The sequence below is a fragment of the Apibacter sp. HY039 genome (genome assembly GCF_004023655.1).
Taxonomy (GTDB): Bacteria; Bacteroidota; Bacteroidia; order Flavobacteriales; family Weeksellaceae; genus Apibacter; species Apibacter raozihei.
In genome coordinates, this window is sequence record NZ_SAYM01000008.1 from 42552 (window position 1) to 55129 (window position 12578).

The window sequence follows — 12578 nt, forward strand, 5'->3', positions numbered from 1 at the left end:
AAATTTAATTTTTATTTGTCTATATAATTACGTATACTGGAAAAGATATAATTTTTTATTAACTAATATATATTGTATAAAAAAATATATAACTACAATATTTATAATATAAACAGGATTTTAAATGTTTTTAAATTAAAGTAAAATTAATTTAATGTTTATGATTTATGTAACGAAGTCGTCTTTTTTCTATTTTTTTTAATAGTTTATTAACTATCTAATACAAGTCTTCTCTAATATGTTTATAAACTCAGAATCTAAAAATTTTTGCTTGCTTTTTTTATACTCATCGTAAAATTTAAGAGATTGAGTACAATCTTCTTTTATATAATACGCCATGGTTAATTTGCTTAAGGTAAAAGAATTATTAGGATTTATCTGGTAAGAACGATTGAGGTAGTCCAGAGCGGAATCTACGTAAAGAAATGAATTCTCCCTTTGTTTCTGACTAAGTGGAAAATCGGAAATAAGAAAATACTGATGAATTAAACAGTCTGCATAGTTAGCCAATAAATCCGGATGTTCAGAATTAATATGTAAACCTGCCAGAAACTCATTTTTAGCTTTTTCAATATTTTTAACCTTTAAAAAAACTGCACCATAACCCAGATATATATTTGAATTGAGAGAATCTAATAGGTAGCCTTGATTAAATCTGTACATGGCAGTTTTTAAATCATCTTTAGATAACTGTTCAAAACCGAGTTGTATATAATAATCAGAAGCTAAGTTACGGTTTCCTTTAAAAGCATCAATTTCCATAACCTCTTTGATAAATTCCCAATCAATATTTTTTTGGTCGTTATTCTTTTTAATATTACCATATTTGGGAAGTAAACGTACATCCGTTTTCGCAATTTCGTCCCAATCATCCAAAGATACTACTTGCCCTTTAGTTAACAACGATGCAAATAAAAAGACAAAGAATAGATAAAAAAATTTGGGCATAGTATGAAATTATAAGGTTTTTTAATTAATCATTATAAAGTTCTCAAAGTTACTTAAGTTATACAGCAACCTCTCCTTTAATGTGCGGATGAGGATCATACCCTTCAATTGAAAAATCTTCATAGCTAAACTTGAATATATTTGTAATTTCCGGATTAATTTTTAAAACAGGTAATGTTTTAGGCTCTCGGGTTAACTGTAATTTTACCTGTTCTATATGATTTTTATATATATGCACATCTCCAAAAGTGTGTATAAATTCTCCAGGTTTCAGATTACATACCTGTGCGACCATATGTAAAAGCAAAGCATAGGAAGCGATATTGAATGGTACACCCAGAAAAACATCGGCACTTCTTTGATATAGTTGTAAAGACAATTTACCGTCGGCTACATAAAACTGAAATAAAGCATGACACGGAGCCAATGCCATTGAGGGTATATCCGCTACGTTCCAGGCAGAAACAATAATTCTTCTGGAATCAGGATTGGTATTGATCTGATTTATAATTTCTGATATTTGATCAATATGAGCTCCTCCTGGAGTGCCCCAGCTTCTCCATTGGTGACCATATACTGGTCCCAAATCACCATTTGAATCGGCCCATTCATCCCATATTTTAACTTTATGTTCGTTTAAATAAGCAATATTTGTATCCCCTTTTAAAAACCAGAGTAATTCGTATATTATGGAGCGAAGATGTAATTTTTTAGTGGTTACTAAGGGGAAGCCATCCTGTAGGTCAAATCTCATTTGATAACCAAAGGTACTAATAGTACCTGTTCCGGTGCGATCTTCTTTTTCAGTGCCATTTTGCAGGATATAATTTAATAAATTTTGATAAGCTTTCATACGATTATTTCTTCGACAATGCAAAGTTATAGTATTTTGTTTGAAAATATAATTCTCTTGATGAATATATTTGTTTATAAGAGATATGTATTTTTAAATAATCTGAATACTGGATTATTTTAATTATAAAATAAAACCGGTAAATGAAATATTTACCGGTTACTATCTTTTGGAAATAAAGCAAAATATAAATTTGCAAAAAAGACTTAAATTTTTTTACGTAGCCTGGCTACAGGTATGTTTAATTGATCTCTGTATTTGGCTATAGTCCTGCGGGCAATATTGTAACCTTTATCATTTAAGATCTTCATTAAATTATCATCAGTTAAAGGTTTTTTTGGATCTTCATTTTCAATTACTTCCTGAAGAATTGTTTTAATTTCTCGGGTTGAAACTTCATCACCATCTGAATTGGTCAAGCTTTCTGAAAATAGATCTTTTATAAGTAATGTTCCGTAAGGAGTATTCACATATTTACTATTGGCTACACGGGAAATAGTTGATATATCTAAGCCAGTAATTTCAGCTATATCTTTTAGAATCATAGGTTTAATTTGTTCCTCATCGCCGGATAAAAAATAATCTTTTTGATAATCCATGATAGATTTCATTGTGATGTAAAGAGTTTGCTGGCGTTGTTTAACTGCATCTATAAACCACTTGGCAGAATCCAGTTTTTGTTTTACAAACATAACAGCATCTTTCTGTTCACGAGATTTATTTTCCGTATTTTTATATGTGTCAAGCATTTCGGAATATTCTCTGGATACTTTCAGCTCCGGAGCATTTCTTCCGTTTAAAGTAAGATCAAGTTTACCATTAACAATTTTGATAGTAAAATCCGGAATAATTTGTTCCGTATTTTTTGAATTATTAGTAAATGCTTTACCCGGCTTTGGATTTAATCTTTCAATTTCATAAACAGCTTCTTTAAGTTTTTCCTCGGATATGGAAAATTTTTGTTGAATTTTGTTATAATGTTTTTTGGTAAAAGCATCGAACATTTCATCAATTATTTTATAAGCCAGTTCAGAAGCTTCCGTTTTATTTCTGGTTTTTAGCTGGAGTAAAAGGCATTCCTGCAAATCTCTTGCACCTACACCGGTGGGATCTAATTTTTGAATGTAACCAGTGAGCAAGTGAGTCACTGTATTTACGTCTGTATAAATTCCCTGAGTAAAAGCTAAATCATCAACTATAGAGGGTATTTCTCGACGAAGATATCCGTCATCATCCAAATTTCCTATAATAAAATCGGCTATTTCGCTTTCTTCCTCATTAAGTCGGAAAGTATGCAACTGATTACTTAAATGTTCATGAAACGACTCATATTGCGCAAAAGGAAGTTCTCTTTCTTCATCGTCATCAGAATAATTATTAGACTGTGTTCTATAGTTAGGAATTTCGTCATCACTTAAATATTCATCAATATTAATGTCAGAGGCATCTATGATTTCATTATCGTTGGAATCATCGTAGTCACTTGAAGTTTCATAAGGATCAGCAGAATCATAATAATCTTCATGGGAGTTGTCTTCCAATGCAGGATTCTCTTCAATTTCCTGTTTAACTGCTTCCTCAAAAGCCAGCGTAGGAAGCTGAACTAACTTCATTAGCTGAATCTGCTGGGGAGAAAGTTTTAATAATTGTTTGAGCCTTAAATCCTGTTTTAGCATAAATTTTATCTTTTATATAGATGTTTTAGATGATTCAAATTTACACTAATTAATTATAAGATACAAATTTAGGCACAATTTTTGCAAAATAAAATTTTGGTGCCTTTTCAAATTTATCCCTAATCTACTAAAATAAAAATTATTTAACTTTAATTTATTTAATTATTTATTGTATTTTTTTCTAATAAATTAATTATTTATTATATATTATTTTGAAAGTTAAATACTAAATGTTTAAATTTCTTCATGATTTTCACAAATACAATACTAAAAGATTTAAAATAAATAAAAAAGAAGTGTTTTTTGAACACTTCTTTAATTAATTTATTAAAAAAAATATATTTTAAAATTCTGCGCTGTTGGGAGTTCTCGGAAAAGCAATTACGTCACGAATATTTCCCATTCCTGTTACAAATAAAACTAATCTTTCAAGCCCTAATCCAAATCCAGAATGCGGTACTGTTCCAAATTTACGAGTATCCAGATACCACCATAGTTCTTTTTCATCAATATTCAATTCTTCCATTTTCATTTTAAGCACATCCATCCGTTCCTCTCTCTGAGAGCCGCCAATAATCTCCCCAATACCAGGAAAAAGAACATCCATAGCTCTAACAGTTTTATTATCATCGTTTAAACGCATATAGAATGCTTTAATTTTTGAAGGATAATCAAATAATACAACAGGAGTTTTAAAATGTTTTTCAACTAAATACCTTTCATGTTCTGACTGTAAATCAGCACCCCATTCCTCTATCGGGTATTTAAATTTTCCTTTTTGATTAGGTTTGGATTTTTTTAATATCTCAATAGCTTCGGTGTAGCTTAGTCTTACAAATTTATTGGATAGAACAAAGTCCAATTTTTCAAGTAGATTATGTTCAGATTTTTCTTCTTTAGGCTTTTGTTTCTGCTCTTCCTCAAAACGTTTATTAAGAAACTCCAAATCATCCTTGCAGTGATCTACTACATATTGAATGCAATATTTTAAAAAGTCTTCGGCTAAATCAATATCCTGCTCTAAATCATAGAATGCCATTTCAGGTTCTACCATCCAGAATTCGGCTAAGTGTCTTGAAGTGTTGGAATTTTCAGCACGAAAAGTAGGACCGAATGTATAAATTTTGCCAAGGCCCATAGCTGCAGTCTCTCCTTCTAACTGACCGGAAACGGTAAGATTAGTTTTTTTGCCGAAAAAATCCTGAGTAAAATCTGTATGACCTTCTTCATTTTTTGGCAGGTTATCCAGATTAAAATTTGTAACAGTAAACATTTCTCCCGCACCTTCTGCATCAGAGCCAGTAATAATAGGGGTATTAATATAACAAAATCCATTAGTATTGAAATACTGATGAATTGCAAAGCTTAAAGCATTTCTAACCCTCATCACAGCTGCAAAAGTGTTGGTTCTGAATCGTAAATGCGCTTGTTCCCTTAATTTTTCAAGACTGTGCTTTTTAGGTTGTAATATAGTTTCCTGAACATCGTCCGGATGTGCATATCCATATATTTTTATAGTTTTAGCAATAACTTCTATGTCCTGACCGGCACCCTTACTTTCAGCAACTATTCCTTCCACTCGTAGGGATGAAGCCGTAGTGATTTGTTTTAAAGTATCTGTATCAAAATTATTATAATCTATAACTATTTGAACGTTATTTTGTCCGGATCCGTCATTTAATGCAATAAATTGATTGGAACGAAAAGATCGTACCCATCCGTTTATTATAACTTCTTCCTGTAATGCATCTTTACCTTTAGACAACAGTTCTTTAATACTATACACTTTCATTTATAATTCATTTTTTAAACGAAAGCAAAGATAATTATTTTTTGGGTAAAACTGTCTAAAAATAGCCTAATGTATTGAACAGGGTTGTAAGAGTATGAAAAAACTAAAGTTTAGATTTTTTTACAGTTTCTGATTTTTTTGTTTTTTTTACCTTTTGCAGGCTATCTGTAATTAACTTACTTTCTGTTGACTGAGTATCTAGAATTTTATTGGTTGTATTTAAAGTTGTTGTATCATGTTCATTTAAATCTGCAATCTGATTATGTAAAGGATAATTTCCAAATAAAGAAGAAAGGCTTAAAGCAGAATACATTACTTTAGAAAACTTATTACCTAAAGCAATAATTGTAACTTTTTCATCCAATAAATGAACAAATATAGTATTGCTTCCATGCCACCAGCCCGTATGGTAAGTTAATTTTTTGCCATTATCAAAAATCATCATTCGCATACCCAGTCCATAGTTTTTAACCCCTTGTTTTTCATTGCTATATGGGGTAAACATTTTGTTTAATAGATCTTTTCGAAGAAAATTAGGAGCATACATAGCTTGGCTCAGTTTAAATAAATCTTTGGGTGTAGTGTATAAATTTTTATCTCCATAAACTAAATCCAGATGATCGTAGGCATAAGGTTTTCCTTGAGGATAATAGGAAGGAGTAGCTCTGTCCATATCTTTTTCTTGAAAAATATAGGAATGATTCATTTTTAAAGGTTCAAAAACCATTAATCGGGCAGTTTCAGGAAAAGATTTTTTTGAAATTTTCTCAGCAATTAAAGCCAGCAAAGCAAAATTTGTATTGCAATAGGCAAAGTGCGTTCCCGGTTTAGATAGGAGAGGAGGGTCGAAACTTGAAAAAAGATTGGCAACATCAGAATTGGTCATTCGTTTGCTTTTATCCCAGTATTTACTTTCATCAGCCAGATACGCGTAATTCGGCAGTCCGCTACGGTGAGTAAGCAGATTCTCAATAGTTATATCCGGATATGGAAATGAGGTTAAAATGGTATTGACTTTTTGATCCAGCTGAATTTTTTCTGCTTCAACCAGTTTCAATATTATTAAAGAAGTTAATATCTTACTTACTGATGCAACATGTACAGGGGTTGTAGAAGTAATGGGAGTTAGTTTTTCAAAATTTGAATAGCCGGTATATTTTTCAAGCAATATATTATTACCTCGTGCTACTAATATACCTCCACTTAAATTTTTGTCCTTCCACAGATGATTATAATATGCATTAAGTTTTTTCTTTATCTGTTCATCATGTTCATTATGATTGTCTTGGTATGAAAATATAGTTTTAAAGTTTATATCATAAAAACCAGGTAATTCTCTATTAACTTTGTTATTTTTATTATCGTTTTGTTTAGGTTCTTTTTTGCAACCATAATTTAATAAGCAAGCCCATGCAGAAATAATTACTAAGATTTTTGATAGATAATACATTATAAATAAAAGTTTAGCTAAAGGTTAATTTTTTAAAAGGTGTGCAAGTTATAATATAAAGTGTTAATTTTTTATTAATAAAATTGTAAAAACAATTTAAAAAATGTAATATTATATTTTATGTTAATTTAATTCTGCTAAAATACAAAGGTTTTTCTTTAAAGATTGTGTAAAAATCAAATATTTATCTCCACCTTCTTTTAGCTTATATTTATTCTTAATTTCTTCAATCTTTATCGGGTAATTTCGACAAATAATGTTAAATGTTTTAATTTTTGACTTTTTAACGTTAAAATTAGAATCTATTATTGAAAAAATTCTGCCTGGAAAATTTTCAAATTTTATATTCGAGGTGTAGATATGAGTATTAGATTCTAATTTTTTCAATTTAAATTGATGACTGATAAGTTTAAAAGCTCCAGCTTTCATTATTGAAGCGTTAGGAAATAATAAATATTGTTCAGGATTACTATAAATAGGGGTTACAGAATTTTTTTCATCATTCCATTGAAAAGAAAAATCTGGCTGATTACTTTCTAAATTAACGCAATGAATTGTAGGGTTAAATTCTTTCCTATCAGATTTAGTTAATTTTACCAATAATTCTTTCATTTCATTTTTAACCGAAATGAGATAAATTTCAGAAACATTAATTTTTTCAATGGTTTGTTGAATATCCATAAGCGGAGATAATTTGATATAGACCTGATCAGATTTTGATATTAAATCCTTTTGAAGTTCTATGATGTTTGGAATCAGGTCTTCTAATAAAAATTTCTTATTTTTATTAAAATCTCTACGAGAAGGATCCATATATATAAAATCGAAAAACTCATCATTTTCAGATAAAAAATTTTCTGCTGTTTGATTAAAAGACTGGATAAAATTTCTATTTAATTTTTGAAAATTATGACAGGTTATTTCAAGAAGTTCCTTACTAGGTTCCACGTAATAAAAAATTTCAGAATATTGAGAAAGAAATAAACTATCAATACCAGTTCCTCCGGTTAAATCAATCCCTTTTTTACCTGATATGAAAGTTTGTTTAAATTTTGCAGTAATTTCTGAAGAGGCCTGTTCTAAATTTAAATGAGGGGGATAAATAATTTCATCGTTTTTAGTAAGAAAGGGAAATTTAGATTCAGCTATTTTTTTTCCTTGTATTTGTTGTGTCAATTCCAATGATGATATTCCTGTAAATGGAGATTTTTTCATACGCATTGAAACCAGATCAGCTCTTAGGTTATCAGTAATAAATTTTTGTACATTTTTATTTAACAATTCCTGGTTAATCACGTTGTATCAATTATAATTAGAGTTGCTAAAATTAGTTATAATTTAATAATTTTGCGGGATACTACAAAGATCGAGTTTATGTATTCAAAAGAAGAAGCATTTCAAATAAAAAAAAAGTTTTGGGTTTCATTGGGTCAATATATGGCTTTACAGGTTTCGTCTGAAGGAAACAGGATAAATTGGTTAAACTATAAGACCGGAGTTAAAGATTTATATTTTAGAACCCAGTTTGATAATAAATCAGCCTGGATTAATATAGAGCTGGCTCAAAAAGATTTGACAATTCAAGAATTATTATATGAGAAGTTCGAAATGTTTTCCGGTTTATTAGCAGATGAAGTAGGAGAGGATTGGATATGGAATAAAAAAGTTTACGATGAACAGGGTAAGATCGTATGTACAATAGGAATACATTTTGAAAATAAAAGTATTTTCAGAGAAAGTGATTGGAAAGATGTGATAGATTTTTTTAAAGTTAGACTTATTGCTTTAGATCGTTTCTGGAATACCTATAAAGAAGCCTTTGAAATTTAATATTAAGTTGTCATGTAAACTTAAATATTTGTGATTATTTGCTGATACTGTTTTACATATAGTATGATAAACTCATAAAGCCTGAAAAATCAGGCTTTACAAAATGTTAAAAATTTATTTGGATTATGAAAAAGATGTTTTATATATTAAAATATTAATTTTTTGGAAAATCCGGTCGACTCATTTTATATCTGCTTCCTGACAAAGCTTCAAGAAAAGACTTTAATGCATCAATTTCATTAATTTTTAAAGATAGTGGTACAACAAGCGTATCTACTACTGGATGTAAAGGGTCTTTGAGTTTTTGCTCTTTAGATGGATTGTTTATACGTAAGGTAATATTATATATATTAATTATTCCGGTTAAGTCATCCATAAGTCCATTATGCATCCACGGACGTGTAAGTAATAAATCTCTTAGAGACGGTGTTTTAAATTTACCAACGTCTAAAGGATTTTTAGTAGTATCATATAAGCCTAAATCTTCATATTCTCTTTTGTAATAAGTTAGCCCGATATTATGGAATTTTTCATCGGTTAAATATTTCCCATAATGGCAGTTCATACATCTGGCTTTAGTTCTGTAAATATGCATACCGAATATTTCTTTATCTGTAAGTGATGAATAATTTCCTTTTAAGAACTTATCAAATCTGCTGGGCTGGCTTTTAATAGTTCTTTCAAATGTAGCAATAGCTTTAGCTATTTTGTCATAAGTAACTTTTTCTGAACCGTAAGCATCTTGAAATAATTTTTTATAGCCATTAATTTTAGATAGTTTTTCTACAACTTCTTTTTTGCTGATATTCATTTCGTTATGAGCTTCTAAAGGGCCAGCTATTTGTTCTTCAAGGCTGGAAGCCCTACCATCCCAAAATAATTTATCCCGGAATGCGGCATTATATAACGATGGAGCATTTCTTTTTCCTTGCTGATGATCGTGTCCGATTGAAACCGTACGGTGATCAGTCCATCCAAGTTCCGGATCATGACAGTTGCTACAGGAAATTTGATTAGATGATGAGAGTTTGGGATCAAAAAAAAGCATCTTACCTAAAATAACCTCTGGTTTTTCCTGGGTTTCATAATAAAGAGAATCTACTTCCAGAGGCTCAAATTCTTGCCAGGGAATACCCTTGTCTACAAATGGTGAAGGCCAGTTTTCCAATGGTTTTTTATAACTATTTATTATATTTTTTAAATCTTCTTCCGGATCAGTATGATTAAGAAAAATACCTAGAGAAAAAATAATGGCAGCAATTTTTAACAGGAAAGTTTTATTGTTTTTCATGTGTTAGTTTTTAAATTAAAACAGTATTCCTACACCTGAAGTGTATAAATAATTTGGCTTACCGGTATAAAATTCAGATTGATACGTCTGATTAATAAACAGGTTTACATTTGAAATTTTAAAATATAGTTTAATATTAGCTTGAGTGTTGAAATATTCTGATTTTTTTAAATCAAAATCATGATTGAGCTGCTCTGTTAAGCTTTTTTTTAGACCCAAAGTGTATAACTTATTTTCATGATTTAATGTTTTTTTCCATCCTATCGTTGTCGTAAAAAGCAAATGTGTTTGGTTTGATAAAACTTGATTCCACCCCAGATTTACCCCATAAAACAGATAAGTAAATTTTTGAGAAGAGTAAGGTCGAATATATTTCTCGTTATCAGATTGAAAATCTGTAAAAGAAGAGATTGTATAGCTACTCTTATACTTTTTATATACATAATTAAGTATAAGTTTAATTCCTTTTTGTGTTCGAAAATATTGTTTCTTTTTATCAATTTGTTCTTTAACAGACCCATTAGATGAATAATAATACTCAATTCCGGTTCTTTTTTGGAAGAATCCGTTTATATGAATGTTAAATGATGAAGATGGAGTTAAATTAAATTTTTTATACAGGTTAAATTGATATTTTTTATTGTTTAATTTCGACATGGGTAATTTGTTATTACTATCCTTTTCAGATTTTTCATTGTTAAATTTTTCAAATGCAAGAGAGAAAAGAAAATTGCTTTTTTTGTAATTAAAAAATTGTAATCCAGCTTTATAAGCGTTTCCGTTATAATTGGTGTTATAAATATTACCTGTAAAAAGATAGCTGTAATTTCCTAATCCCAGCATGTGATATAAAACAGGATGACCAGTTTCACTAACAAATTTCACATCATTGGATTGGCTATAATTTTTAAAATCAATATTTGCCGAAATTAAAAATTGGTTAGTTAGCTGTTTGCTATATCCAGCTTTAATATCGAGATCAGAAATAAGGTTTTTAGGTCTGGGATCTACATCTCTGAAATCCAGCTGAGCCCTGTATCTACCCAATATACCAATTTTGTTTGTATTGAAATGGTAGGCATATCCTCCTTCAAAAAAATAGGTTTCACTTTTTAAAGTACCTCCAATACTGTCCGCAGAGATATATGGGTAAATGTTTTCTATATCTGAAGATTCATTAAAAGTAACATTTTTTTGATTTACTTTTGAATAATAAGCTTTGCCCCATACGACATGTTTGTCAGGAGTAAGTATTTGAAATGATTCAGCATTAAATTTTACTCCTTCGATTCCGCTTCCTTTTGTGTAATCGTAAAATCCATTCTTTTTTTCATAGTTGTAATCTATAGATATTTCTGAAGATGAAAATTGCCTGAAATAAAACATGTTTGCAGGATTTAGAGCAATTTCATCTCTGAAAATAGTGGAATTGAAATTGTATTTATCAAGTAAAATAATGTTTAAACTATCAATTTCCTGGCCTGAACACGGGCCAAAAATAAAAAGATGTATAATCAGGAAGCTTACATATGCATTCTTCATATTACTCATTTTTTAAAGAGGGAGTTACAGCCTCAAAATCATCTTTAGAGTTGTTTGTGTCTTTAAGTTTAGTTATAGGTTGAGAGTCTATTGGTTTTCTCTTTACACTTTTACCATATCTGGATTCGTCACCTTCATGCAGGCTGCATGTGGTCCATCCATTATCAAGAGAAGAAGAGGTTAAAATCCAGTCAGGATCTTTACCGTTGCTTAAATTTACAGCATCAATAATCCAGTCATTAGGTATAGACATGGCATCACCCTCCATTGGATATCCCCATTCACTATAAGTATAATGATATCTATAATCCGTTAAAAATTTTTCTTTTGAAACAGTTGACGGCAACCGGGCTATTATATAACTTCTTACTCCTTTTTTATCAATGGAAACAGAATTGAATAAAAATTCCGTATTAGGAACCAATGGATTATCAACAGTTTCATCATCATAAGGGTTATACATTTCAAAATTGGCAAAAGATAGATTTATGTAGTTGGAATTTATACTTTTATGATTGTTTGCACTTTCAGCTATAATAATAGATGTACCAGGCTGTATAGGATATTCTTTTCCTTTGCCGGGAAGAATGATTACTCCTCCGGCAGCAAACGCATCATTCATAATATCAGGAGAATAATCTTTTTTATCATTAGTAGTAAACTCTGATTCTGCAAGTAATAAACCATCAGCATATACAATTTGATCCGAGTTGTTAAAGATTTTAAAATATCTATCTCCAAAATAAGGAATTCCGGTGAGAGAGTTTTTACTTCCGGTATAATAAATTTCTTCAATTAATAAATCGTTGTTTGATATGATAGATTTTAAAAGTTGCAAAGTTATGATCTGATGGGTTCCGGATATCAATACGGATTCCTGAATTCCGGTTAATTTTATCAGATTGTTTTCTTTTTTAATTGATCCCTGCACTGAAATTTTATAATTTCCGCTGTTTAAATCTATTTTTATTGATAGAGATTTTGATTCTATTTTAGTTTCAATCCCGGAATTGATTTCCTTAAAATAAACCTCCAAATTTTCAATTTCATAGGTTTTTTCATCTTCGGGTATCAAAAGTTTTAGTTCTACACTGGTTAAATTTGATGAATTAACATCATAGCTATCATCGTTAGAACAGGATATTGTAAAAAAAAGTATAAGTATATAGTTTAAAAATGTATTTATTTTTTTCATT

Annotated in this window: 10 protein-coding genes; 1 reads left to right on the forward strand and 9 read right to left on the reverse strand. The window is 29.8% G+C overall.

Annotated features, from left to right (window positions below; all coding sequences use genetic code 11):
* Positions 1-213: 213 nt before the first annotated feature.
* The 6 genes from EQ921_RS13185 to EQ921_RS13210 form a co-directional block, all read right to left on the reverse strand.
* Entirely contained in the window at positions 214-948 is a 735-nt protein-coding gene (locus tag EQ921_RS13185) for a hypothetical protein (protein ID WP_128331990.1), read from the reverse strand.
* Between the two features lie 58 nt (positions 949-1006).
* Positions 1007-1801, reverse strand: coding sequence for a thymidylate synthase (locus tag EQ921_RS13190; RefSeq protein WP_128331991.1), 795 nt, complete (start codon positions 1799-1801; stop codon positions 1007-1009).
* A 206-nt stretch (positions 1802-2007) separates the two neighbouring features.
* Positions 2008-3477 carry an RNA polymerase factor sigma-54 gene (gene rpoN, locus EQ921_RS13195; RefSeq protein ID WP_128152400.1) on the reverse strand — a complete coding sequence of 490 codons (1470 nt, stop codon included), beginning with the start codon at positions 3475-3477 and terminating at the stop codon, positions 2008-2010.
* Between the two features lie 343 nt (positions 3478-3820).
* Positions 3821-5269: an asparagine--tRNA ligase gene (asnS, locus tag EQ921_RS13200; RefSeq protein WP_128331992.1), complete on the reverse strand. Its 1449-nt coding sequence runs from the start codon at positions 5267-5269 to the stop codon at positions 3821-3823.
* A 103-nt stretch (positions 5270-5372) separates the two neighbouring features.
* Positions 5373-6719: a serine hydrolase gene (locus tag EQ921_RS13205; protein WP_128331993.1), complete on the reverse strand. Its 1347-nt coding sequence runs from the start codon at positions 6717-6719 to the stop codon at positions 5373-5375.
* Between the two features lie 123 nt (positions 6720-6842).
* The gene (locus tag EQ921_RS13210; RefSeq protein ID WP_128331994.1) at positions 6843-8015 is read right to left on the reverse strand and encodes a class I SAM-dependent methyltransferase; all 1173 of its coding nucleotides are present in this window, start codon (positions 8013-8015) and stop codon (positions 6843-6845) included.
* A gap of 78 nt (positions 8016-8093) precedes the next feature.
* Between EQ921_RS13210 and EQ921_RS13215 the strand changes: the two genes are divergently transcribed.
* Positions 8094-8549, forward strand: coding sequence for a DUF4268 domain-containing protein (locus EQ921_RS13215; RefSeq protein ID WP_128331995.1), 456 nt, complete (start codon positions 8094-8096; stop codon positions 8547-8549).
* Positions 8550-8703: 154 nt separating this feature from the next.
* Here EQ921_RS13215 and EQ921_RS13220 read toward each other — a convergent pair whose 3' ends face one another.
* From EQ921_RS13220 to EQ921_RS13230, 3 genes are read right to left on the reverse strand one after another with little or no spacing between them, the layout of a single operon-like run.
* Complete coding sequence (locus tag EQ921_RS13220) at positions 8704-9840, reverse strand: cytochrome-c peroxidase (protein WP_128331996.1); 1137 nt, start codon at positions 9838-9840, stop codon at positions 8704-8706.
* Positions 9841-9855: 15 nt separating this feature from the next.
* Positions 9856-11391: a DUF6850 family outer membrane beta-barrel protein gene (locus EQ921_RS13225; RefSeq protein ID WP_164875640.1), complete on the reverse strand. Its 1536-nt coding sequence runs from the start codon at positions 11389-11391 to the stop codon at positions 9856-9858.
* Complete coding sequence (locus tag EQ921_RS13230; RefSeq protein ID WP_128331998.1) at positions 11384-12577, reverse strand: DUF4876 domain-containing protein; 1194 nt, start codon at positions 12575-12577, stop codon at positions 11384-11386. Before EQ921_RS13230 ends, EQ921_RS13225 begins: the two co-directional genes overlap by 8 nt.
* Between the last annotated feature and the right edge of the window lies 1 nt (position 12578).

Coding starts and splice junctions, on each gene's coding strand:
- EQ921_RS13220 (WP_128331996.1), bottom strand. CDS start 9,840: ATGAAAAACAATAAAACTTTCCTGTTAAAAATTGCTGCCATTATTTTT.
- EQ921_RS13225 (WP_164875640.1), bottom strand. CDS start 11,391: ATGAGTAATATGAAGAATGCATATGTAAGCTTCCTGATTATACATCTT.
- EQ921_RS13205 (WP_128331993.1), bottom strand. CDS start 6,719: ATGTATTATCTATCAAAAATCTTAGTAATTATTTCTGCATGGGCTTGC.
- EQ921_RS13190 (WP_128331991.1), bottom strand. CDS start 1,801: ATGAAAGCTTATCAAAATTTATTAAATTATATCCTGCAAAATGGCACT.
- rpoN (WP_128152400.1), bottom strand. CDS start 3,477: ATGCTAAAACAGGATTTAAGGCTCAAACAATTATTAAAACTTTCTCCC.
- asnS (WP_128331992.1), bottom strand. CDS start 5,269: ATGAAAGTGTATAGTATTAAAGAACTGTTGTCTAAAGGTAAAGATGCA.
- EQ921_RS13215 (WP_128331995.1), top strand. CDS start 8,094: ATGTATTCAAAAGAAGAAGCATTTCAAATAAAAAAAAAGTTTTGGGTT.
- EQ921_RS13185 (WP_128331990.1), bottom strand. CDS start 948: ATGCCCAAATTTTTTTATCTATTCTTTGTCTTTTTATTTGCATCGTTG.
- EQ921_RS13230 (WP_128331998.1), bottom strand. CDS start 12,577: ATGAAAAAAATAAATACATTTTTAAACTATATACTTATACTTTTTTTT.